18 protein-coding genes are annotated in these 22,735 nt (G+C 72.4%); 9 read left to right on the forward strand and 9 right to left on the reverse strand.

All coding sequences use genetic code 11. The features are described from left to right. Positions 1–29 precede the first annotated feature (29 nt). Positions 30–1,097 (forward strand): dipeptidase, encoded by a 1,068-nt coding sequence (locus ACFY61_RS18465; protein ID WP_389473183.1) that lies wholly within the window; start codon positions 30–32, stop codon positions 1,095–1,097. 154 nt (positions 1,098–1,251) lie between these two features. Here ACFY61_RS18465 and ACFY61_RS18470 read toward each other — a convergent pair whose 3' ends face one another. After that, entirely contained in the window at positions 1,252–1,617 is a 366-nt protein-coding gene (locus tag ACFY61_RS18470) for a VOC family protein (protein ID WP_389473184.1), read from the reverse strand. A gap of 102 nt (positions 1,618–1,719) precedes the next feature. Between ACFY61_RS18470 and ACFY61_RS18475 the strand changes: the two genes are divergently transcribed. Continuing rightward, positions 1,720–2,208, forward strand: a complete 489-nt coding sequence (locus ACFY61_RS18475; RefSeq protein WP_389473186.1) for a CGNR zinc finger domain-containing protein — start codon at positions 1,720–1,722, stop codon at positions 2,206–2,208. Between the two features lie 236 nt (positions 2,209–2,444). Here the strand turns inward: ACFY61_RS18475 and ACFY61_RS18480 are convergent, their stop codons facing one another. Next, the gene (locus ACFY61_RS18480) at positions 2,445–3,785 is read right to left on the reverse strand and encodes a UDP-glucose dehydrogenase family protein (RefSeq protein ID WP_389473188.1); all 1,341 of its coding nucleotides are present in this window, start codon (positions 3,783–3,785) and stop codon (positions 2,445–2,447) included. Between the two features lie 151 nt (positions 3,786–3,936). On the opposite strand from ACFY61_RS18480, the gene ACFY61_RS18485 reads away from it, so the two are divergent. From ACFY61_RS18485 to ACFY61_RS18500, 4 genes are all read left to right on the forward strand, one after another. Beyond that, positions 3,937–5,094, forward strand: a complete 1,158-nt coding sequence (locus ACFY61_RS18485) for an acyl-CoA dehydrogenase (protein ID WP_389473254.1) — start codon at positions 3,937–3,939, stop codon at positions 5,092–5,094. A 207-nt stretch (positions 5,095–5,301) separates the two neighbouring features. Further along, positions 5,302–6,384: a sugar phosphate nucleotidyltransferase gene (locus ACFY61_RS18490; RefSeq protein WP_389473190.1), complete on the forward strand. Its 1,083-nt coding sequence runs from the start codon at positions 5,302–5,304 to the stop codon at positions 6,382–6,384. A 153-nt stretch (positions 6,385–6,537) separates the two neighbouring features. Next, positions 6,538–7,260 (forward strand): polyprenol monophosphomannose synthase, encoded by a 723-nt coding sequence (locus tag ACFY61_RS18495; RefSeq protein WP_389473256.1) that lies wholly within the window; start codon positions 6,538–6,540, stop codon positions 7,258–7,260. Positions 7,261–7,343: 83 nt separating this feature from the next. Beyond that, complete coding sequence (locus tag ACFY61_RS18500; protein WP_389473192.1) at positions 7,344–8,951, forward strand: hypothetical protein; 1,608 nt, start codon at positions 7,344–7,346, stop codon at positions 8,949–8,951. Between the two features lie 104 nt (positions 8,952–9,055). Here ACFY61_RS18500 and ACFY61_RS18505 read toward each other — a convergent pair whose 3' ends face one another. After that, positions 9,056–10,186: an acyltransferase family protein gene (locus ACFY61_RS18505; RefSeq protein WP_389473194.1), complete on the reverse strand. Its 1,131-nt coding sequence runs from the start codon at positions 10,184–10,186 to the stop codon at positions 9,056–9,058. Positions 10,187–10,289: 103 nt separating this feature from the next. Continuing rightward, positions 10,290–11,603, reverse strand: a complete 1,314-nt coding sequence (locus ACFY61_RS18510) for an LCP family protein (protein ID WP_389473196.1) — start codon at positions 11,601–11,603, stop codon at positions 10,290–10,292. A gap of 106 nt (positions 11,604–11,709) precedes the next feature. Between ACFY61_RS18510 and ACFY61_RS18515 the strand changes: the two genes are divergently transcribed. Next, a complete protein-coding gene (locus ACFY61_RS18515; protein WP_389473198.1) occupies positions 11,710–12,246 on the forward strand; it encodes an acyl-CoA thioesterase in 537 nt (178 codons plus the stop codon). Positions 12,247–12,270: 24 nt separating this feature from the next. Here ACFY61_RS18515 and ACFY61_RS18520 read toward each other — a convergent pair whose 3' ends face one another. Further along, the gene (locus tag ACFY61_RS18520) at positions 12,271–13,731 is read right to left on the reverse strand and encodes an LCP family protein (protein WP_389473199.1); all 1,461 of its coding nucleotides are present in this window, start codon (positions 13,729–13,731) and stop codon (positions 12,271–12,273) included. Positions 13,732–13,874: 143 nt separating this feature from the next. Here ACFY61_RS18520 and ACFY61_RS18525 point away from each other — a divergent pair, with 143 nt between their 5' ends. Then, entirely contained in the window at positions 13,875–14,906 is a 1,032-nt protein-coding gene (locus ACFY61_RS18525; RefSeq protein WP_389473200.1) for a glycosyltransferase family 2 protein, read from the forward strand. A gap of 73 nt (positions 14,907–14,979) precedes the next feature. Here ACFY61_RS18525 and ACFY61_RS18530 read toward each other — a convergent pair whose 3' ends face one another. The 4 genes from ACFY61_RS18530 to ACFY61_RS18545 form a co-directional block, all read right to left on the reverse strand. After that, positions 14,980–16,680, reverse strand: a complete 1,701-nt coding sequence (locus tag ACFY61_RS18530) for an LCP family protein (RefSeq protein ID WP_389473201.1) — start codon at positions 16,678–16,680, stop codon at positions 14,980–14,982. A gap of 64 nt (positions 16,681–16,744) precedes the next feature. Next, positions 16,745–18,484 carry an LCP family protein gene (locus ACFY61_RS18535; RefSeq protein WP_389473202.1) on the reverse strand — a complete coding sequence of 580 codons (1,740 nt, stop codon included), beginning with the start codon at positions 18,482–18,484 and terminating at the stop codon, positions 16,745–16,747. A 151-nt stretch (positions 18,485–18,635) separates the two neighbouring features. Further along, the gene (locus tag ACFY61_RS18540) at positions 18,636–19,847 is read right to left on the reverse strand and encodes an LCP family protein (protein WP_389473203.1); all 1,212 of its coding nucleotides are present in this window, start codon (positions 19,845–19,847) and stop codon (positions 18,636–18,638) included. Positions 19,848–20,041: 194 nt separating this feature from the next. After that, on the reverse strand, positions 20,042–20,797 hold the full coding sequence (locus ACFY61_RS18545) for a TIGR03089 family protein (RefSeq protein ID WP_389473205.1): 756 nt from the start codon (positions 20,795–20,797) through the stop codon (positions 20,042–20,044). Positions 20,798–20,938: 141 nt separating this feature from the next. Here ACFY61_RS18545 and ACFY61_RS18550 point away from each other — a divergent pair, with 141 nt between their 5' ends. After that, entirely contained in the window at positions 20,939–22,339 is a 1,401-nt protein-coding gene (locus ACFY61_RS18550) for a peptidoglycan recognition protein (protein ID WP_389473206.1), read from the forward strand. Positions 22,340–22,735 lie beyond the last annotated feature (396 nt).

Raw genomic sequence — 22,735 nt, forward strand, 5'->3', positions numbered from 1 at the left:
CTGCACCCGCCGAGACCGGAGCGAATCCCATGGCCGATCTGCAGGATGAACCCCAGACGGGCCCCGTCGCGGGCACCGACCCCGGCACCCTGGCCGGACCCGCCGCCGTCGGAGCGGAGGACCCCCCGGGCCCCCTGGCCCAGAGCGCCCTCGAGCGGGCCGCGGCCCTGCTGGCCGTCCACCCCGTGGCCGACGGCCACAACACGTTCCTCTGGACCCTGCGCCAGAGCCCGTACCACGACATCGACACCCCGGACACCGGCGTCGACACCGACATCCCGCGGCTGCGCGGCGGGGGAGTGGGTGCCCAGTTCTGGTCGCTGCTCACGCCGGGCGCGGCGACGGTCGCCGACACGCTCGAACAGATCGACCTCGCCCACACCATGATCCACCGGTACCCGGACGACCTGAGCCTGGCGCTCACCGCCGACGACATGGCGGACGCCCGCAACCACGGACGGATCGCCTCCTTCCTCGGCCCGGTGCCGGGCGGCACGGTCAGCGAGTCCCTGGGCACCCTGCGCGCCTTCCACCAGCTGGGCGTGCGCAGCCTGGCCCCGGCCGGAGCGGCCTGGGCGCACCCCGTGCTCAGCGCCTTCGGCCACGAGGTGATCAAGGAAGCGAACCGGCTGGCGATCCTGCTGGACCTCACCGGCTGCGCGCCGGCCGTGGTCGGCCAGATCGCGAGCGCGTCCAAGGCCCCGGTGGTGGTCTCCCACACGGCGGCGGCGGCCCTCACCCCGCACCCCGAGAACGTCACGGACGAGGTGCTCGGCGCCCTGCGCGCGGCCGGTGGCCTCTGCATGGTCACCTTCTCGGCCGACCGCACCGGCGACTCGCTGCACGCGGTGGCGGACCACCTGGACCACGTCCGGGCCGTCGCCGGCCCGCAGGGCGTCGGCCTCGGCGCCGCCTTCGGCACGGAAGGCGGCACCCTCCGCCCGGCCGGCCTCACCGACCCGTCGGGCTACCCGAACCTGATCGCCGAACTCCTCGACCGGGGCTGGCCCGAGACCGACATCGCCCAGCTCACCTGGGGCAACGCCCAGCGCGTCCTGCGCGACGTGGAGTTCATCGCCCGCCGCTCCCACCCGTAAGCGCCCCGGCCCTCCCGCCCGCGCCCCCCACGCCGCCCGGCGCCGGGGGCGCGTCCCGCGCTTCGGGGCGCTGCGCCGGACTCCGTCCGGCGGCGGCGAGGCCGGGCAGTGCGGGCGCGACTCGTCCGGCGGACGGCTCCGCCCGCGGCCGGGGTCAGCAGGCGCAGAGGCAGACCGGATGCCCGGCCGGATCGGCGTAGACCCGCCAGGCGCGGCCGGGCTCGCCCGGTTCCAGCCGCTGCGCGCCCAGCGCCAGGATGTGCTCCTCGGCCGCGTCGAGGTCCTCCACGGTCAGGTCCAGGTGGAACTGCTGCGAGGCGTTCGCCGAGGGCCACTGCGGCGGCACGTGGCCGGGGGCCAGCTGGAAGGCGAGGTCGGTGCCCCCGTGCCCGGACAGGGTCACCCAGCTCCCGTCCTCCTCGGCCTTGGGCGTGCCGCCGACCAGTCCGGCGTAGAAGTCGGCGAGGGCGAGCGGATCCGGACAGTCCAGGACGACGGTGCCGAGCTTGGCGATGGCCATGGCGCACTCCTCCACGAGAACGGTTACCGGTAAGACGGCCTTACCGGTAACCGTCACCCTACGCGTAACCCCTTGGCCAGGCCAGCAGGTAACGTCGACGACATGAGCGGTGGACGCGCACCGGCCCCCGGTGGCCTCGCGCTGGTGGAGGAACTCGTCAACACGCTGAGCGTGGACACCGGCGAGGACCGCCTCGCCGCGCGGTTCGGCCTGTCGGGTCCCGCCCTCGCCGAAGCGGCCGGACTGCGCGAGGCGCTGCGCGCCGCGCTCCTCGCCCACGCCGGCCACGCGGCCCCGCCCGGAGCCCTGGCCGAACTGAACCGCCTGCTCGCCTCCGCCCCGCTGACCGTCCGGGTCGACCCGGACGGCGCCGCCGTCCTGGTCGCCGAGGGGGACGGGCTGCTCGCCCGTGTCGCCGCGGCCGTCGCCGAGGGAGTCACGGCCGGCACCTGGCCCCGCCTCAAGGCGTGCGCGGCCGAGGACTGCCACTGGGCCTACTACGACCGCAGCCCGGCCGCCCGCGGCCGCTGGTGCGACATGGCCGTCTGCGGCGCCCGCGCCAAGATGCGCACGTACCGCTCCCGCGGCTAGCCCCCGAGCGCACGTCGAAGCCGGGGCCGCGCTGCAAGCCGGAGCGCGCCCCGGCGCAGCCGGTGCTCCGCCCGAGCACACGGGGCTCCGCCCCGTACCCCGCGCCTCAATCGCCGGCGGGGCTGGATTTCCGGCCCGGAGCCGGCCCGCAGGGCGCCATCAAGCCCGAGCGGCGATCGAGCGGGCCCCGGCGGAGCCGCAGCCGCGCGGCCGGCGCTCCGACCCGGCCCGGGGGGTTACGCCCGCGGTCGTCCCATCGCGCGGTACGTCCAGCCCGCCGAACGCCACAGCTCCCCGTCCAGCGCGTTGCGGCCGTCCAGGATCAGCGGCTCCGCCACCTCTTCGGTCAGCGCGACCGGGTCCAGCTCGCGGAACTCCCGCCACTCCGTCAGGTGCAGCACGACGTCCGCGCCCCGCACCGCCTCCACCGCGGAGTCCGCGTACGCCAGCGTCGGGAAGATCCGCCGGGCGTTGTCCATGCCCTTGGGGTCGTACACCGTCACCTGGCCGCCCTGCAGGTGGATCTGCCCGGCCACGTTCAGCGCCGGCGAGTCCCGCACGTCGTCCGAGTCCGGCTTGAACGTCGCGCCGAGCACCGCCACCCGCTTGCCCAGGAAGGAGCCGCCCACGGCCTCCCGGGCCAGCTCGACCATGTGCCCGCGGCGGCGCATGTTGATCGAGTCGACCTCACGCAGGAAGGTCAGCGCCTGGGCCGCGCCCAGCTCTCCGGCCCGCGCCATGAACGCCCGGATGTCCTTGGGCAGGCAGCCGCCGCCGAAGCCGATCCCGGCCCGCAGGAACTTCGCGCCGATCCGCTCGTCGTAGCCGATGGCCTCCGCGAGCTTCACCACGTCGCCGCCGCCCGCCTCGCAGACCTCCGCCATCGCGTTGATGAAGGAGATCTTCGTCGCGAGGAAGGAGTTCGCGGCGGTCTTGACCAGCTCCGCCGTCGGGAAGTCGGTCACCACCAGCGGAGAGCCCTCCGCCATCGGGGTCGCGTACACCTCCCGCAGCAGCTTCTCGGCCCGGTCCCCGGCGGTGCCGATCACGATCCGGTCCGGGTGCAGGGTGTCCTGCACGGCGAAGCCCTCCCGCAGGAACTCGGGGTTCCAGGCCAGCTCCACGTCCTCACCCACCGGCGACAGCTCGGCCAGCCGGCGGGCCAGCCGCTCCGCCGAGCCCACCGGCACCGTGGACTTCCCCACCACCAGCGTCTGCCGGTTCAGGTGCGGGGCCAGCGACTCCATCGCCGCGTCCACGTAGCTCATGTCGCAGGCGTACTCGCCGTGCTTCTGCGGAGTGTTCACGCAGACGAAGTGGACGTCGCCGAAGGCGCCGACCTCGGCCCAGTCCATGGTGAAGCGCAGCCGCCCCGTCGACCCCGGCAGCCCGGCCACGTGCCTGGCCAGCAGCTCCTCCAGCCCCGGCTCGTACATCGGGACCCGCCCGGCGGCCAGCATCTCCACCTTCTCCGGGACGACGTCCAGCCCGAGCACCTCGAAACCCAGCTCGGCCATGGCCGCGGCGTGGGTCGCGCCGAGATAGCCAGTGCCGATCACAGTGATCTTGAGGGCCATGGGTACTCCATAGGGATGGCGGTGCGGTGTGCGGCCCCGAGCATAGTCGGGGCCGTTGTCACACATCTCACGCGCGCGGCCCGTACCCCTACCGGGGAGTCGGCCATAGGCTTGGGTTACTTAACGGTAGTTAGCATGGGGAGTGAGCACTTTGGCCGGTTCCGACTTCGACCTCTACCGCCCTGCCGAGGAGCACGACATGCTCCGCGAATCGGTCCGCGCGCTGTGCGAGGCGAAGATCGCGCCGTTCGCGGCCGCGGTGGACGAGGAGGCGCGGTTCCCGCGCGAGGCCCTGGACGCCCTGGTCGCCAACGACCTGCACGCCGTCCACGTCCCGGAGAACTACGGCGGCGCGGGCGCGGACGCCCTCGCGACCGTCATCGTCATCGAGGAGGTGGCCCGCGTCTGCGCCTCGTCCTCCCTGATCCCGGCCGTCAACAAGCTCGGCTCGCTCCCGGTGATCCTCTCCGGCTCCGAGGACCTCAAGAAGAAGTACCTCGGCCCGCTGGCCAAGGGCGACGCGATGTTCTCGTACTGCCTCTCCGAGCCGGACGCCGGCTCCGACGCGGCCGGCATGAAGACCCGCGCCGTCCGCGACGGCGACTTCTACGTCCTCAACGGCGTGAAGCGCTGGATCACCAACGCCGGCGAGTCCGAGTACTACACCGTGATGGCCGTCACCGACCCGGAGAAGCGCTCCAAGGGCATCTCCGCGTTCGTGGTCGAGAAGTCGGACGAGGGCGTCTCCTTCGGCGCCCCGGAGAAGAAGCTCGGCATCAAGGGCTCCCCGACCCGCGAGGTCTACCTCGACAACGTCCGCATCCCCGCCGACCGCATGATCGGCGCGGAGGGCACCGGCTTCGCCACCGCCATGAAGACCCTGGACCACACCCGCATCACCATCGCGGCCCAGGCCCTCGGCATCGCCCAGGGCGCCCTCGACTACGCCAAGGGCTACGTCCAGGAGCGCAAGCAGTTCGGCAAGCCGATCGCCGACTTCCAGGGCGTCCAGTTCATGCTGGCCGACATGGCCATGAAGATCGAGGCCGCCCGCCAGCTGACCTACTCGGCCGCCGCCAAGTCCGAGCGGGTCGACTCCGACCTCACCTTCTTCGGCGCCGCCGCCAAGTGCTTCGCCTCCGACGTGGCCATGGAGGTCACCACGGACGCCGTCCAGCTCCTCGGCGGCTACGGCTACACCCGCGACTACCCGGTCGAGCGCATGATGCGCGACGCGAAGATCACGCAGATCTACGAGGGCACGAACCAGGTCCAGCGGATCGTCATGGCCCGCAACCTGCCCGCGTAACCGCGTACGGCCGGCGCGCACGGCCGCGAACACCTGTGGGCGCCCCCGGTCACGGCGGGGGTGCCCACACGGCTTTCCGGCGGCCGCGTACAACCAATCGGAGATCCACGCCGTCTTCGTCCGTGTGTGCTCCCTGCGGCGGCAGGGGCGGGTGTCCCGAACCTTAAGATGACTCAGCGCATCTGGTTTGGCCAGTTAGGGAGAGAAATGAAGGAAGCGATCCTGCTCGTCGGCGGGCAGGGGACCAGGCTCCGTCCGGTCACGGTGAACACGCCGAAGCCGATGGTGCCCGCCGCGGGTGTCCCGTTTCTCGCCCACCAGATAGCCCGGGCCGCCGCCGCCGGCGTCACCCACATCGTGATGGCGACCTGCTACCTCGCCGAGGTCTTCGAGCCGTACTTCGGCGACGGCTCCGAGTTCGGCGTCCACCTCGAATACGTCGTGGAGGACGAGCCCCTCGGCACCGGCGGCGCCATCCGCAACGCCGCGGAACTGCTCACCGGCGGCCCGGACGACCCGATCCTCGTCTTCAACGGCGACATCCTGACCGGCCTGGACATCGCCGGCCTGGTCGAATCCCACCAGGCGGCCGACGCCGACGTCTCCCTGCACCTGGTGCGGGTCGAGGACCCGCGCGCGTTCGGCCTGGTCCCCACCGACCCGTCGGGCCGGGTGCTGGACTTCACCGAGAAGCCCCAGACCCCGGAAGAGATCGTCACCGACCAGATCAACGCCGGCTGCTACGTCTTCCGCCGCAGCGTGATCGACACCATCCCCACCGGCCGCCCCGTCTCCGTCGAGCGCGAGACCTTCCCCGGCCTGCTCTCCTCCGGCGCCAAGCTGCACGGCAAGACGGAACAGACGTACTGGCTGGACCTCGGCAAGCCGGAGTCCTTCGTCCAGGCCTCCGCCGACCTGGTGCGCGGCATCGTCGCCTCCCCGGCCGTGCCCGGCCCGCGCGGTGAGGCCCTCGCCCTCCCCGGCGCCCAGGTGGCGCCCGACGCGCAGCTCTCGGGGGGTACCGTGGTGGGCGCCGGCGCCCGCATCGAATCGGGAGCGGTCGTCCGGGGTTCCATCGTGCTGGACGGCGCGGTAATCGGCGCTGACACCCACGTGAACGCCAGCCTCATCGGTGCCGGAGCGACCGTGGGTCCGCGTACGGTGCTCGATGGCGCCGTCATCGGCGACGGCGCGCTGGTGGGCGCTGACAACGAACTGCGCGCCGGGGTGCGGGTGTGGTGCGGGGCCGAGCTGCCCGCCGCCGCGGTGCGTTTCTCCTCGGACCGCTGACGCACGCGCCCATCGGGGACCACGCGCGTACCGACCGACTTCCCAGTGAGGCATGACCCTGTGACAGGCGAGCACAACACGACTTCCCGCGCGACCGACGTCGCGTCCATCAAGCTGCCCGACACCTGGGCGCACACCAGGCTGACCGTGGTCATGCCCACCTACAACGAGGCGGGCAACGTACCGGTCATGGCCGAGCTCCTGATGGGGCTCGACCTGCCGGGGCTGCACCTGCTCATCGTCGACGACTCCTCCCCGGACGGCACCGGCAAGATAGCCGAGGAGCTCGCGGAGAAGTACCTCGCCGAGGACGGCAGCCCGCGCATGTCCGTGATGCACCGCACCACCAAGGACGGCCTCGGCCGCGCCTACACCGCCGGCATGACCAAGGCGGTCGAGGACGGCGCCCGGTACGTCCTCCAGATGGACGCCGACGGCTCCCACCCGGCCGGCAAGATAGCCGAGATGCTCGGCGTGGCCATGTCCACCGGCGCCGGCCTCGTCGTCGGCAGCCGCTACGTCCCCGGCGGCACCCTCTCCGACGCCTGGGGCGCCCACCGCAAGCTCCTCTCCCGCTGGGCCAACGCCTACGCCAGCACCATCCTTGGCACCCGCGTGCGCGACATCACCGGCGGCTTCAACATGTGGAGCGCCGAGGCCCTCCGCGCCATCGACCTCGCGTCGGTCGACAGCGCCGGCTACAGCTTCCAGGTCGAGATGAAGTACGCGGCCCTGCGCCGCCGCTTCCAGGTCATGGAAGTCCCGATCCACTTCGAGGACCGCACGGTCGGCGAGTCGAAGATGAACTTCGCGGTCCAGCTGGAATCCATCGCCATGCCCTGGAAGCTGCGGGCCCGCGCCGGCCGCCGCCGCTGAACCCTCCGGACCCCGCACCCGACGTCGAGTGCGGGGTCCTTCATGCCCGCTCCGCCCGCCCACTCCGACCAGGGTGTTGACACGTGACTCAAGCTGCTAGGCCGCTGACCCGCCCCGATGCCCGCGGGCCCGATCCGGAAGAGCGCCCGCACGCCGCCCCCGCCCCCTCCGCGGCCGGCCCCGGCGCCCCCTGGTGGCGCGGCCTGACCGCACCCGGCCGCCTGCTGGCGGTGCTGCACGGGGCGATGCTGCTGCTGGTCGCGGCCTTCACCTTCATGATCGTCCGGCTGCCGTGGATCGGCGACATGGGCGTGCACGCGGCCACGATCGAGCGGCTGCGGCACGACCTCACCGACCCGGGCAACCCGATGGTGAACGCCGACACCACGAGCCCCTACTACTCGCCGTGGATGTTCGTCCTCGGAGTCCTCGCGAAGGCCACCGGGTTCAACACGTTCAACATCCTGCGGTTCGCGGCCGTGGTCGGCCTGGCGCTGCTGCTCACCGGCATCTGGCACTTCACCAGGACGCTGACCCGGCACCGGGCGGCGCCGCCGCTGGCCGTGTTCTGCGTCATGTTCCTGTGGGGCCCGCAGTTCTTCGTGTGGAGCGGCTTCCTCGCCTGGACCTCGCTGTCACTGAACGTCTCGTACCCGAGCACCTTCACCACCGGCCTGGGTTTCCACTTCCTGGCCCTGCTCACCAAGGCCCTGCGCCGGGGGACGGACACCGGCTGGGCGGCATACACCGGCCTGGGCCTGCTCTGGGCCGTGATCATGCTCAGCCACCAGTTCTCCGGCGTGGTCGTCACGTTCGGCGCGATGGGCGTCCTGGCGGGGGCCCGCCCCTGGCCGGCGAAGGGGACCTGGCTCAAGCTGGGCGCGGCGCTGGCCGCCGGCCTGGCCCTGCTGGCGCTGTGGCCGTACTACTCCTTCTTCTCGCTGTTCAGCGTCGGCGGCCTGGAGGACATCCACTGGTCGCTGTACAACAGCGACCTCTTCCTGCGGTACTGCTTCGCGCTGATCGGCGTGGCCGCGCTGGCCTCGCGCTGGTGGAAGGACCGCCGCGACCCGCTGGTCGTCTGGTTCCTGCTGGCCCTGGCCATGGTGGTGGCGGGCGGCCTGCTGGAGAAGTGGTCCTGGGGCCGGGCCGAGCCCGCGGTGGTGATCCCCGCCCAGATCGCGGCCGCGGTGGCCGTGGTCGAAAGCGGCAAGAAGCTGGTCCGGGTGCTGTTCGGCACCGCGGTCGGCATCGGCCTGGTCTTCGGCGTGTGGGCGCAGAACGACGCCTTCGGCTTCATCCTGCGCAAGGACGCCCTGCCCAAGTCCGTCACCGAGGGCGCCTGGCAGGCGGGCCCGACGTACTACTGGACGACCAAGTACGCCGAGTACGGCGACGTCTTCATGACCGACCAGAAGACGGCCGAGATGCTCCCCGGCTACGGCGGCTACACGATCGTCGCCGGCTACCCGGACTTCTTCCTGCCGGACGAGCAGCAGCGCGCGGCCGACACCAAGCGCTACTTCGACAAGGCCACGCCGCGCCGGGAGCGCCTCGACATCCTGCACCGGTACGGCGCCGACTGGGTGCTCCAGTGGCCCGACCACGGCGGGCTGCCGGCCGACGACCCGGCGCTGCGCAAGGTCAAGAAGGGCCCGAACGGCCAGGTCCTGTACAAGGTCGTCGGCTGACCGGGCGACCGGTCCGGGCCCTCGCCTGACGTACGGACGGAAGTGGGGCGCCCCCCGGGAACGGGGGGCGCCCCACTGTCCGTATCCGGCCGTCGCCGCCGGGCTCAGGCCCCGGGCGGCCGCTTCGCCAGCAGCCGGCGCACCAGGTCGCTGCCGGGCCGCTCCACGAACCGCTGGACCAGCCAGCCGGCGAACACCATGGCGGCGATGACGGACAGCAGCAGCGTCCAGGGCGCCACCTCGCCCTTCAGCCGCTCGAAGAGGGTGACACCGATCTGCTGGTGGATCAGGTACAGGGGGTAGGAGACGGCACCGGCGGCCGGGAGCCACTTCCAGTTGATGCGGTCCAGCCAGCCGAGGGCCACGGCCGCCATGACGAAGTAGAAGAACGTCACCACGGCGACGCACACGGACCAGGAGAGCTTGCCCGAGGGCGGGCTGTAGACCCCGACGGTGCCGATCATGTGATGCTGCATCAGCAGCCAGGACAGGGCCAGCAGCGCCCACGGCTCGGTGTAGCGGGGGCCTTCCCGGCGGATCAGGTAGAAGGCGATGCCGGAGATGAACAGCGGGGCCGAGCCGGCGCTGGTCAGCGTGTCGAGGAGCGGGATGCCCGCCGAGGGGGCGAGCAGCGAGGCGATCGTCCACACCCAGCAGAAGTTGAGCACGCGGCGGTAGTTCAGGCCCATCCACGCGACCACGGCGAAGATCAGGTAGAACCGCATCTCGACCCAGAGGGTCCAGTACGACGGGTCGATCTCACCGACCTTGAGCGGGTCCTCCAGCATCGTCAGGTTGGTCAGGATGCGGCTGGGCGTGACCGACTCGCTCCCCGTCATGGCGACGGGGAACAGCAGCAGCACGGCGGAGGTCACCAGGACGCAGAACCAGTAGGCCGGCATCAGGCGGACCACCCGGCTGCGCACGTAGGCACCGAGCGACTTCCCCCAGGCCGACATGCAGATGACGAACCCGCTGATCATGAAGAACAGCTGGACGCCCAGCCAGCCGTACGGGGCGACGGTGCCGAGGCCGGGGAAGGTCGCGGAGGCGTCGCCCCACACCCGGTCCCCCGCGTAGTGGAAGACCACGACCATCAGTGCGGCGAGGAACCTCAGACCGTCCAGGACGCGCAGCCTCGGACGCGCCGCCGTGCGTACGGCCGGTGCGTCGGGCGCGGCGGCCGCCGCGAGCGTTCCCGGCGGCGCGGCCTGCGGGGAGGTGGACAACGACATGGACACTCCTGGCACTCCCCGAAGCATGGACAGCTGGACAGTCTGATGAACCGCCTGTCGGAAAGTCCAGTCGGTCCTGGAGCGAGTGCCCAAACTCACTGCGTCAGGAGGCGATTGAAACCTTCTCGTCGTTCTGGATCTGCTTCACCAGCTGCTGCACCTTCGCCTTGTCCCAGACCAGGTTGCCGCCGCGGCTGCCCGAGATCGGCATGTTCATCGAGGTGCCCTGGCCGCCGCTGACGCCCTTCATCGCGAAGAACATCTCGCCCAGGTCGAACAGCCCCATGTCCTTGTCGACGATCAGCGTGTCCAGGCCCGCCCCCAGAGTCGGGTACAGCCTGAACGGGTTGACGATCGTGCCGGGCGTCGCCGCCTGGCTCGCCAGCGCCGAAAGGAACTTCTGCTGGTTCTTCGTCCGGGCCAGGTCCGACTCGGCGAAGGCGTACCGGGTGCGGACGAAGGCCAGGGCCTGCTCGCCGTTGAGGGTCTGCTTGCCCGCCTGGAAGTCGGCGCCCGACTTCTCGTCCTTGAAGCCCTTCTCGATGTCCATCTCGACGCCGCCCAGGGCGTCCACGATGTTCGCGAAGCCGGCGAAGCCGATCTCCGCGTAGTGGTCGATGCGCAGGCCCGTGTTGTGTTCCACGGTGCGCACCAGCAGTTCGGGGCCGTCCTCCGCGTACGCGGCGTTCAGCTTCACCCGGCGGCCCTGCGCCGGGAACTTCTTGCCGGACTGCGAGCCCACGAAGGAGGGGATCTCCACGTCCGAGTCGCGCGGCAGCGAGATCATCGAGTTCCCGCCGGAGCACGCGGCGAGGATCATCATGGAGTCGGTGCGCTTGCCGTCGGCCGAGCCGGTGTGCAGGCGCTTCTTGTCGTCCGCGGACATCCCCTCACGGCTGTCGGAGCCCACGATGAGGTACGTCGTGCAGTCGTCGTCCTTCGGCCGGTCGATGACCTTGCCCAGGTCCACCTCGCGGCGCACCTTGCCGTCCGCCCAGAAGTACGTGCCGATGGTGGTCACCACCAGTACGGAGACCAGCGCGATCGAACCGATCTTGATCCGCCGGCGCCAGTCCACCGGCCGCCCGGGCCGCTGCCCGCCGCCGGGACCGCCCGTACCGGGGCGGCCGGGTCCTGCCGGGGCCCCGCCCGAGGGGCTGCCGTAGACCTGGCCGGTGTTGTAGCCGCTGTCGTAGCCGGCGAAGGTGTCGTGGGCCCGGCCCTGCTGGGGCGGGACGCCGTGGCCCTGCGGCGGAACGGCCGGGCGGGGCGGCTGCTGCGGCCGGCGCTGCGGCTGCCGCTGGACGTGCGGCATCCGCTGGGCGCCCTCGGGCTGCGCGTGCGCGCTGCCGCGTCCGTACCGCTCGTCCTGGCCGCCGTCGCGGCCGTCGTTCCACCCTCTGGGCCAGTCATTCATGCGGACAAGAATGCCTGGCCGCCGGGGGCGCCCGACAGGGCGGGTGGGGGTTCGTACCGGTGCTGTTGCACAGCTGATGCATCCGCGACCGATCTATGGTTGCCGTATGACAGAAATACCGGGCGAGCTCCGGGGCAAGCCGACCTCCGCCTCACGCACCACGCTCAGCCACATCATGACCGGCAACGACACCAACCTCCTCGGAACGGTCCACGGTGGCGTGATCATGAAACTGGTGGACGACGTGGCGGGCGCCGTCGCCGGCCGCCACTCCGGCGGTCCCGCCGTCACGGCCTCGATGGACGAGATGGTGTTCCTGGAGCCGGTCCGGGTCGGCGACCTGGTCCACGTCAAGGCGCAGTGCAACTGGACCGGCCGGTCCTCCATGGAGATCGGCGTGCGCGTGCTCGCCGAGCGGTGGAACGAGTCCACCCCCGCCATCCAGGTCGGCAGCGCCTACCTGGTGTTCGCCGCCGTCGACGCCGAGGGCAAGCCGCGGACCGTGCCGCCCGTCGTCCCCGAGACCGACCGGGACAAGCGCCGCTACCAGGAGGCCCAGATCCGCCGCACCCACCGCCTGGCCCGCCGGCGCGCCATCAAGGAGCTCCGCGAACGCCGCGCCGCCGAGGGCCTCGACGACTGACCCGGCGCGCCGAGCGCCCGCGGCCTACTTCCCGCACACCACCTGGTCGCCGCTGACCACGCCGAACTCGCCCTGGTAGGGGTCCTCGGCGCGGACCGGGACCACCTTGCGGTACTCCGAGCCCGCCGTGACCAGCATCGTCCGGCCCTGGCCGCGGACCGCCCGGAGTTCGCAGCCGGGCAGCGCCGTCGCCAGGGTGCGGGCCGAGCGGTCCCAGCGCGGGTCGTACGCCACCACCGTGCGGCGCACGTCGCGGCTGGCCGCGTTGCCCGGCGTACGGGTCGTGTCGAACCCGGTGGCCCGCAGCGCGGCGTCCACCCGGCCGCCCAGCCCGTCGATCCGGGTCCCGTTCTCCACCTGGACCCGGATCTGCCGCGGCGGCACGTCCACCGGCACCGCGGCCGGGCCCTTGCGGGGCGCGCCCGGACGGTGCGGGGCCAGCGGCCGGTCGTCCCGCAGCGCCTGGAACAGCTTGGCCGCCTTCGGCTCGTCCCAGCGCACCGTCGACCCGATCCCCTTCACCTTGTACGCGGCGTTGCGCACCGGCACCGAGGCGAACTCCGACGACGACGGGGTGAAGTCCCGCATGGCCTGCCCCAGGGCCAGCATCTGCTCGGCGCCGAACCCCTTGTCGGCCCGCACCGAACCCAGCAGGGTCGAGCTGACCTGCTTGAACTTCACCGGGTTCAGCAGCATCCCGCTGCTCGTCGCCTGTTTGATCAGGGCCGCGAGGAACCGCTGCTGGCGCTGCATCCGCCCGAGGTCCGAGGCCCCGTCCACGTGCCGGGAGCGCACGTACTGCAGGGCCTGGCCGCCGCTCAGCCGGTGCGTGCCGGGCAGGAGTTCCAGGCCGGTGTTGGGGTCGCGCAGGGTCTTCGCGGTGCAGATCTCCACCCCGCCCATCGCGTCCACCGTCTTCATGAAGCTGGTGAAGTCGACCTCCAGGTAGTGGTCGATCTTCACCCGGGTCATGTTCTCCACGGTCCGCACCGTCAGGTTCGGCCCGCCCTCCGCGTACGCGGCGTTCAGCCGCACCGCGTGGGCCTTGTGCGCCTTGCCGGTGACCAGGTCGCGGTGGGCGGGCACCTCGGCGTAGCTGTCCCGCGGCAGGCTCACCACGCTGGCCCGCTCGCGGTCGGCCGAGATGTGCACGAGCATGATCGTGTCCGTGCAGTGGCAGGGGGCGCCGCCGAGCCGGTACTCGCGCCGCTCCTCCTGGCTGATCCTGTCGCGGCCGTCGGTCCCCACCAGCAGCACGTTCATGCCGTTCCCGGCCCGCGGCCGGTTCTTCATGTCCTTGAACGGGTCCACCCGCTCGATGCCGGTGTCCAGCCCGGTCATCACCGCGTGACCGACGGCCCCCGAACCGAGCACCACGACCGCGAGGCCCCCCGCCAGCCGCAGCCCCCAGCGCGGCCGGCTCCCGCGCCGGTCGCGCCGGGGCGGCGGGGAGGGCCGGCGTGGCCGGTGCGGTGGCTGGGGCACGGGGGGCACCTCCCGGGGGTGAGCAGATGAGTCAGACAGTAGGTCCGTACGATCAGCGGCAGCCGGACCGCGGGAACGGCGCGCACCGGTTTCCCCCGTACGCGGTAACGTGGCACCGATACCGACCCCCCTTGAAGGACCACATGCCCACCCAGCAGCCCGCAGTCTCGGTGATCATGCCGGTGCTCAACGAGGAGCGTTACCTCCGCGACTCCGTCCGGCACATCCTGGGCCAGGACTACGACGGCGAGATGGAGGTGGTGATCGCGCTCGGCCCGTCCACGGACCGTACCGACGAGATCGCCGCCGAGCTCGTACGCGAAGACCCGCGTGTCCACACCGTCCCCAACCCGACCGGCCGTACCCCGGCCGCCCTGAACGCCGCCATCCAGGCCTCGCGTCACCCGATCGTGGTACGGGTCGACGGGCACGGAATGCTCTCCCCGAACTACATCGCCACCGCGGTACGCCTCCTGGAGGAGACCGGGGCGCAGAACGTCGGCGGCATCATGCACGCCGAGGGGGAGAACGCCTGGGAGGACGCCGTCGCGGCGGCGATGACCTCGAAGATCGGCGTGGGCAACGCGGCCTTCCACACCGGTGGCCAGGCCGGGCCGGCCGAGACGGTCTACCTGGGCGTGTTCCGGCGCGAGGCGCTGGAGCAGCAGGGCGGCTACAACGTGGAGTTCATCCGCGCCCAGGACTGGGAGCTGAACTTCCGCATCCGCGAGGCCGGCGGCCTGATCTGGTTCTCGCCGGAGCTGAAGGTGCAGTACCGCCCGCGGCCGTCGGTACGGGCGCTCGCCAAGCAGTACAAGGACTACGGCCGCTGGCGGCACGTGGTGGCCCGCTACCACGCCGGCTCGATCAACCTGCGCTACCTCGCCCCGCCCACCGCGGTGTGCGCGATCGCGGCCGGTCTGGTCGCCGGTGCCGCCCTCACCCCGTGGGCCCTCGTGGTGCCCGGCGGCTACCTGGCGGCGATCGTCCTGGGGTCCGTCCCGGCCGGCAAGGGCCTGCCGCTGAAGGCCCGGGTGCAGATCCCGGTGGCCCTGGCGACCATGCACATGTCCTGGGGCTGGGGCTTCCTGACCAGCCCCCGCTCGCTGGCCCGCAAGGTCATCGCCTCGCGCCGTCCCGCGGTGCACGCGGCGGACCGGGCCGCGGCCGGCTAGCCGTACCGCACCCGCGTACGCGACAGGGGCCCGGCGGACTGTTCCGCCGGGCCCCTGCGCGTACGTCACCGGCCTACCAGGTGAAGCCCTTCTGGACCTCCATGCAGGCGCCCTCGTCGTCGCCGTTGAGCGGGCGCGCCGAGTCGGGGGCCTTGGTCGGCGGCGGCGGGGGCGGGGCAACCGTGTCACCGGTGCGCCAGTCCTTGCCGACGAACAGGGTCACCCCGGACACGTCGGTGGACCGCTGTACGGCGGTCGGCGGCAGCCCGAGGGCGGTGGCCACCGCCAGGGCGTCGCCGGCCTGGTCCAGGCCGGCGTAGCGGATCAGGGTGGTGTCCTCGCCGGCCGCCTGGTTGTCGGCCATGGCCCTGGTGAAGCCCTTCTTCGCGAGCAGCGCCGTGATGTCGGTCGCCCGGCCCTTCACCTTGGCCTGTGCGGCGTCCTTCCCGCCGGTGGCGTTGCGCACCATGATCGGGATCTTCCCGGGCGCGGCGGCCGGGTCGACGCCCTGCGGGGGCACGGACGCGCTCGGCGTGGCGACCGGACCCGGCGTGGTGCCGGTCTGGCCGGGGGCGGTGCCGGTCTGGCCGGGGGCGGTGCCGGACGGGCTCGGCGCGGCGCCGGCCGGGGGCGTCTGCGTGCCCTTGCCGTCGAGCGGGATGTCCTCGCGGACCATCCGGAACAGCTCCTCGGCCTCGCCCGGCTTGGGCTCGACCCGGCCGCTCTGCCGCGGGCTGTCGATCCACGGCATGGTCGACATGGTGATCCGCCCGGTCGGGACCTGCTTGAGCTCCATGCTCAGGTCGTACAGCTTGTCGATCCGGTTCAGGCCGGGGTCGACCACCATGGCCCTGATGGCCGCCTGGGCCAGGCTGTTGAGCTTGACCGGGTTGCTGAGCTTGGCGTTCTGCCGGAACTGGCGCGCCAGCGAGTTCATGTACTGGTGCTGGGCGTGGGTGCGCGCCAGGTCGCTGCCGTCCTCGAAGCCGTACCGGGTGCGCAGCCACTGCAGCGCCTGCTCGCCCTGGATGGGGGTGGTGCCCGCCTTCAGCTTGAGGCCCGAGCCCTTGCCGTCCCTGGTCCGCGAGTGGACGTTCTGCCGGACGCAGACCGGGACGCCCCCGATGGCGTCGGCCATCGACACGACGCCCTTGAAGTCGACCATCATGAAGTGGTCGATCGGGATCTTGGTGAGCTCCTGCCAGGCGGCGACGGTGCAGCCGGGGCCGCCGCGGCTGAGCGACTCGTTGGTCTGCACGAGGCCCTGGCTGGCCTGGTGGACGGTGCCGTCCTTCTCGGTGCACCTGGGCATCTTGAGCAGGGTGTCGCGGGGCATCGATATGACCGACATGTTGCTGCGGTCCGCGGAGAGGTGGAGCAGCATCTGCACGTCGGCGAGCGGCGGGCCGTCGAAGGTGTCCCTGGCCCCGCCGAGGGCCTTGTTCTCGTCGCCGTCACGGGCGTCGGAGCCGATGAGCAGGATGTTCAGCGGGGTCTGCCCGAAGGCGTTGGGCTTGGAACCGCTGAGGTTGGTGTCACCCAGGTTCAGGGCGTCGGTGCGGATGCTGCCGTTGAGATGGCGGTAGTACAGGTAACCGGCACCGGCCGTGCCGAGTATGAGCAGGGCCAGCCCGGACGACACCCAGCGCAGCACCCGCCGCCGGCCGCGGCGGCGTGGTCCGGGTATCGCGCCGGGCGAGCCCGGACCGCCGCCCGGTATGCCGCCGGCGGCCTGCGAGGGCGAGCCCTCCCCCCGCACGTTGCTGTGCCTCACGCACAACCCCCCATAAACAGATCCTGATGTCAGGTAGCTTGCCGGATCGTCTGATCGCGTCCGGTCACTTCACGCAGACGGCCTTGTCGGCCTGGTTCTGCGGCACGTCCTGCGGCAGCTGCTGAGGTGCCGTCAGGGAGATGCCGGCGCCCTTGAAGTCCGCCCCCAGCGTCAGCTTCATCGGCGCCTTCGGGGCCGCGTCCACCGTGCCGATCTTCAGCGCGCTCGAGGGCAGCCCCATCATGTCCGCCAGCGCCCGCGCCTGGTCCGCCTGGTTGGGCGCGTACTCCAGGGTGGTGTGCTCCAGCTTGGCGGGCGCGTTGCCCTGGTTGCTGGCCCGGCTGACGCCCTTGGTGTTCTGCAGCCAGTTCAGGGTGGTGGACGCCGAGCCCTGCGGGCCACCGCCGTTGAAGACCTCCACGCGTACGTCGGCGGGCTGCGCGCGGTTGCCCTGGAGGAGGGCGTCCTGCTGGGCCTTGGCCGCGTCGGCGGCCGCCTTCTCCTTCTGCTCGACCTCGGTGAGCGAGACGTCCTCGCGGATCATCGACAGCAGCGGCTGGGCCAGGGCCTGGTTGACGACCACCGTCGCCTTGATCTTCTCGGCCGGGTTGTCGAGCACCGGCAGCGTGGTGAAGGTGACGTTCTTCGGGTTGAGACCCTTCACCTCACCGGCGAGGTCGGTAAGTTTGGCGATCGACCCTATCCCCGAGTCCACGCTCAGCGCCTTCGTGGCCGCTTCGGCGAGAGAGAGGAACTTCTTCGGACTGGTCAGCGTCTCCTTCGACTTCATCTCCCGCATCATCGACCCGAGGAACGCCTGCTGGGTCTTGATCCGGTCCAGGTCGCTCTCGTTGCCGAACGCGTGCCGGGTGCGTACGAAGGCCAGCGCCTCCTCGCCCTTGAGCCGGTGCTCGCCGGCGGGCAGGTTCAGCTTGGACTTCTCGTCGTTGACCGGCTTGCCCAGGCAGACGGGGACCCCGCCGACGGCCGTGCTGAGCGTCTTCACGGCGTTGAAGTCGGCCATCATGAAGTGGTCGACCTCGATGCCGGTGAGCTGCTTGACCGTGCGCATGGTGCACCCGGGGTCGCGCCCCGCCTGCCCCAGGCTGGTGTTGAAGCGGACCCCCCGCTCGCCGGGGACGGTCTTGGTCGAGCCGTCCTCCTGCTTGGTCGGGCAGTCCGGGATGTCGGTGATCAGGTCGCGGGGGATGGAGACCGCCGTCGCGTTGGTCCGGTCCTTGGAGACGTGGAACAGGATCGTGGTGTCCGCGTGGCCCTTGCTGTCCTTGTCGCCGTAGCCCTGGTTGCCGGCGCCGGTGCGCTTGTCCGTGCCGATCACCAGGATGTTGATCGGCTGGCCCTTCCTGAAGCCGCCGCTGCCCGCGCCCGCGGTGTCGATGACCTGGAGGTTGCCGTTGAGGTGCCGGTAGTAGAGGTAGCCGGCGACCGATCCGCCGACCAGCAGGAAGGCAAGGGTGCCGCCGGAGACGGCCAGTGCCTTCTTGCGGCCGCCGCCCTTGCCGCCGCCTTTGCCCGCCTTGCCGCGTTTGCGGCTGCCGCCGCGCCGCCCGCCGCCGGGCGGCGTCTCGCCGCGGCGCGGTCCGGGAACCCCGGTGGCCGGGCCGGAGGGGGAGCCGCCGGGAGCCGCGGGGGCCCGCCGGGGGCGGGGGGTCGTGACCGGGGTCCGCTGCTGATGCGCTGCGGAACGGTCCAGTCGCAGTTCGTAGTTGCCGGTGCGGGGGTTGAGGACCCACTGGTCTGCGGGGTCGATTTCGTCCGCCCGCCCACGGCCTTGTGCATCCACGGTCGCTCGAGATCCTCCGTCGGTGGCACCGGATCGCTCACCTTATCCGGCCAGTTCAGCGTCAAACCATGCTGGTGACAAATTCCACTCCCCTTATAACTGGGCAATCCGGCCAACCCGCTCGCTTCGGGCGACGGCTTTTGGGATTGCTTTACCGGCAGGCGGCGGCGCCCGCCGTGGTGCCCGTGAAGGTGGGTACGGGTGTGGCGGAAGGTTCGGCTCCAATTCCACTTCCGGTCACCTGTGCGGGTGTCGGGGCGCCCGTGGCCGCGGCGGACGGGGTCGGCCGCGGCGGGGCCGGGACGACGCCCACCGGCCGGTCCGTGCGCAGCCGCTCGAACAGCCGGACCGCGTCCGGAACCACCAGTTCGTCCCGGTTCGGATCCGCTGAGTGCGGTTTCCTGGGAACCGTCAGGAACTGCACCTTCTCGGTAGGAATGCCCCGCATGCTGCGGACCAGTTCGTACAGACCGCGCAACGAGGCCAGCCCCGGATCCGTGGTGATCGACGAGGTCGCGGCGTCCAGCAGCGGGTAGAGCCGCCCCGGGTTCAGCAGCACCCCGTTGCTCTGCACCTTCTTCACCAGCGAGCCCAGGAACTGCTGCTGGCGGTCCATCCGCTCGGTGTCGCTGCCGCCGCCCAGGCTGTACCGGGCCCGGACGAAGCCCAGCGCCTGCTCCCCGCGCAGGGTCTGCCGGCCCGCGGGCAGCTTCAGCTTCGCCTCGGGGTCGTCCACCGGCTCCTTCAGGCAGATCTCCACCCCGCCCACCGCGTCGACCATCCGCTTGAACCCGCGGAAGTCCACCACCATGTGGTGGTCGATCCGGATCCCGGTCAGCTTCTCCGCGGTGCGGATCGTGCAGGCCGCCCCGCCCCACTGGAACGCCCAGTTGAACTGCCCGTACCGCTCGCCGGTCCGGCTCCCGTCCGGGCGGGCGCACGCCGGTATCCGGGCCATCAGGTCACGCGGTATCGACACCGCCGTGGCACTCTGCCGGTCCGCCGCGACGTGCAGCAGGATCGTGGTGTCCGAGCGCTGCGTGCCCTCGTCCTGCCCGTAGCGGGCGTTGTCCTCGCCGGACCTGGAGTCCGAGCCGATGAGCAGGATGTTCTGCGCCCCGCCGCCGTAGTGCGACGGGCGCTCCCGTTCGAACCGCTCCAGCTCCGAGGCCGCCGAGGTGTCCTCGGTGATGTTGCCGTCGAGCTTGCGGTACGTCCACCAGCCGGTCGCGGACCCACCCAGTACCAGCAGGACCAGCACCAGCCCGACCCAGCGCAGCAGCCGGCGGCGACGGCGTCGCGGGGGCCTCGAAGGGCCTCCGGCCGTCCCCTTCCCGCCGGGTGTGTCCGCGCCGTAGGTCACTCTGCGTACGTCCCCTCGCCGATCCGGCCACGGGCCGTACGGGTGAGCACGGCCCATCGCCTGATCATGACTCCGGGCCGGGCGACCGGCCCGGGGACGGGGGCCTGGAGTCCGCCATGTGGGTGACAAATCGCGTAGTGCGGCAGCTGACGCGCACCACGCGCCCCCCGGCCGGCCCCTCAGACCCCCACCGCTCAGACCCCCGCGGTACGGGTCACCCGCTCGCTCTCCACCCGCTGGGCCAGCCCCTCGGCCGGCAGCCGGTCCACGTTCCGGCACAGCACCACCGAGCCGCCCGCCGCCAGCGGCGCGAAGAGCCCCGCCGACAGCCCCTCCCAGTCGCCGTACGACAGCCCTGACAGCAGCCGGGAGCCCTCGCCGAGCCCGAGCGCCGCCGCGTCCTCGCGCGCCCGCTCGACCAGCCCCGCGTACGACAGCTCGGCGCCGCCGACGACCAGGCCCGCGGCCTCCGGATCCACCGGCACGAACGGCGCGAACCGGTCGCCCTGCCCCGGCACCTCCACCGCGTAGTCCAGGAACCCGGCCGGCGGCTGCGGGAACCGACCGCCCAGCGGGCGCAGCGCCAGCGCCACCCGCTCGCCCCCGCACGCGGAGGCCGCGTCCAGGGTGTCCGGGCCGCTCACCACCAGGTCGGCGCCGGCCGGATCCCCGCCCACCTCCACCACCACGCCCACCGAGGCGGCGGCGACCACCCAGACCGCCGTCTGCCAGTGCGCCGGCAGCAGCAGCGCGAGCCGGTCGCCGGGGCCGGCGCCCAGGTCGCCCTGGAGCAGGTTCGCGGTCTTGGCCACCCAATTGGCGAAGGTGGCGACGGACAATTCGACGCGCTCGCCCGTCGCGTCGTCGTAGAAGGTGACGAGGGGGCGGCCCGGATCCGCGGCCAGCGCGGATCGCAGCAGGTCGGCAGGGGTGCGGTCAGTGGCGTTCACCCGGCCCAGCCTAGTCGGGCCCCCTCGCCCGTCCGGCGGACACCGGCCTCGCCCGTCCGGGGGAGGAGTCCCGGTGCGCCGCGCCGACGCCCTGTCAGTTCCCGCTGGCAGCGCTCCCGGACTCCGCACACGATCTTTCCCATGCGTGGATTCCTTGCTTCCTCGATCGGCGTCGCGACCGCGGCCGCACTGGCCCTCCCGCTCGCGCTCCCCACCCCGGCCCTGGCCGGGTCCGCCGCCCCGGCGGCCCCCGCCGGCTCCACCCAGTCGCTGCCGCTGGTCCCCGTCCCGGCCGCGGGTGACCGGGCGGCGTCCGGCGTCCCCGGCATGAGCGCCGGCCCCCGGACCCCCGCGGCGGTCGGGCTGGCCGCCCGCGAGGTCAAGACGTTCTCGCTGGTCGGCGTCGTCTGGGACGACGCCGGCACCGAGCTGTCCGGCCGGGTCCAGGTCCGCACCCGCTCCGCCGCCACCGCCGCCTGGTCCGACTGGCAGGACGTCGAGACCCACAACGCCGAGCACGCCGCCGACCCGGACGCGGCCGAGCGGGGCTCGGGGAGGGTGCGCGGCAGCACCGCGCCGCTGTGGGTGGGCGAGTCCGACGGCATCGAGGTGCGGGTGCAGGCGGCCACCGGAGCGGTGTCGGCGCTGCCGTCGGGCCTGCGGATCGAGCTGGTCGACCCCGGCGCCGCGCGCGGGACGGCCCCGGACGGCAAGAACGGGACCGCCGGCGAGGGGGCGGGCGACGGCGACGACAAGGGCGAGGCGGGCGTGGCCCCCGGCCTGTCCATGGAGATGGCCGAAGCCTCCATGGTGAACGTCCCGCACGCGCCGCTCGGCGCGAACGAGATCAAGGAGCTCGACAAGGCGGACGCCACCGCCGACGCGGTCTTCGCCAGCGACGGCGCGCTGGAGGCGGCGGCCGTGCCGTACATCGGACCCCGCCCGAAGATCATCACCCGCAGGGGGTGGGGCGCGGACGAGTCGCTGCGGGAGCCCGGCTTCGTCTACACCAGCACGGTCAAGGCGGCGTTCGTGCACCACAGCGCCTCCGGCAACAACTACGCCTGCAAGGACGCGCCGGCGGTGCTGCGCAGCTTGTACCGCTACCACGTGGTGAGCAGCGGGTGGCGGGACTTCGGCTACAACTTCGCGGTCGACAAGTGCGGCAACGTGTACGAGGGACGGGCGGGCGGCGTCTCCAAGGCGGTCCTCGGCGCGCACACCATGGGCTTCAACACCAACAGCATGGGCGTGGTGGTGCTCGGCTCCTACACGAACCTGGCTCCGCCGGCGGCGGCGACGAGCGCGGTGGCGAAGCTGACGGCGTGGAAGCTCGGGCTGTTCAACGCGGACCCGCGGGGCAAGACGAAGCTGGTGTCGGGCGGGGGCAACAAGTTCCCCAAGGGGCGGAGCGTCTCGATGAACGTGATCTCCGGGCACCGGGACGGCTTCGCGACGGAGTGCCCCGGCAAGCGGCTCTACGGCGAACTCCCCCCCACCCGCACCGCCTCAGCCCGCCTCCAGGGCCGCCCGGTCCCGTAACCCGGGCCCCGGCCGGCCCCGCCCGGCCGGGAAGGGCCCTGTACGGCCCGTCTCCGCCCGAGCGGCGCGCCGCTCCGAGCCGGATCGGCTTTTGAGCGGGTCGGGGCGAAGCCGTGGGCCCGGCTGGTCGGCCCGGGCGGCACGTCGAGCCTGAGCGGCGTTTGAGCGGGTCGGGGCGAAGCCGTGGGCCCGGCTGGTCGGCCCCGGCGGCACGTCCAGCCCGAGCGGCGTTTGAGCGGGCCTGGCCGGAGCCGTGGGTCAGCGTTCGGGGCTCTGGCCGGGCTTCTGGGGCTCCGCCCCAGGCCCCGCGCCTCAATCGCCGGCGGGGCTGGTTTTGCCCGGGCGGGTCTGGTCCTGTGCGACCGGTCTTCGTCCGGGCGGGCGCCGCTTCGAGCC

The organism is Streptomyces sp. NPDC012888, from assembly GCF_042900645.1.
In the GTDB taxonomy this organism is placed as follows: domain Bacteria; phylum Actinomycetota; class Actinomycetes; order Streptomycetales; family Streptomycetaceae; genus Streptomyces.

Bases quoted from the DNA above. Each gene is read 5' to 3' on its own strand.
- ACFY61_RS18490 (WP_389473190.1), top strand. From the start codon at position 5,302: ATGAAGGAAGCGATCCTGCTCGTCGGCGGGCAGGGGACCAGGCTCCGT.
- ACFY61_RS18465 (WP_389473183.1), top strand. From the start codon at position 30: ATGGCCGATCTGCAGGATGAACCCCAGACGGGCCCCGTCGCGGGCACC.
- ACFY61_RS18495 (WP_389473256.1), top strand. From the start codon at position 6,538: ATGCCCACCTACAACGAGGCGGGCAACGTACCGGTCATGGCCGAGCTC.
- ACFY61_RS18550 (WP_389473206.1), top strand. From the start codon at position 20,939: ATGCGTGGATTCCTTGCTTCCTCGATCGGCGTCGCGACCGCGGCCGCA.
- ACFY61_RS18505 (WP_389473194.1), bottom strand. From the start codon at position 10,186: ATGTCGTTGTCCACCTCCCCGCAGGCCGCGCCGCCGGGAACGCTCGCG.
- ACFY61_RS18515 (WP_389473198.1), top strand. From the start codon at position 11,710: ATGACAGAAATACCGGGCGAGCTCCGGGGCAAGCCGACCTCCGCCTCA.
- ACFY61_RS18480 (WP_389473188.1), bottom strand. From the start codon at position 3,785: ATGGCCCTCAAGATCACTGTGATCGGCACTGGCTATCTCGGCGCGACC.
- ACFY61_RS18525 (WP_389473200.1), top strand. From the start codon at position 13,875: ATGCCCACCCAGCAGCCCGCAGTCTCGGTGATCATGCCGGTGCTCAAC.
- ACFY61_RS18475 (WP_389473186.1), top strand. From the start codon at position 1,720: ATGAGCGGTGGACGCGCACCGGCCCCCGGTGGCCTCGCGCTGGTGGAG.
- ACFY61_RS18470 (WP_389473184.1), bottom strand. From the start codon at position 1,617: ATGGCCATCGCCAAGCTCGGCACCGTCGTCCTGGACTGTCCGGATCCG.
- ACFY61_RS18510 (WP_389473196.1), bottom strand. From the start codon at position 11,603: ATGAATGACTGGCCCAGAGGGTGGAACGACGGCCGCGACGGCGGCCAG.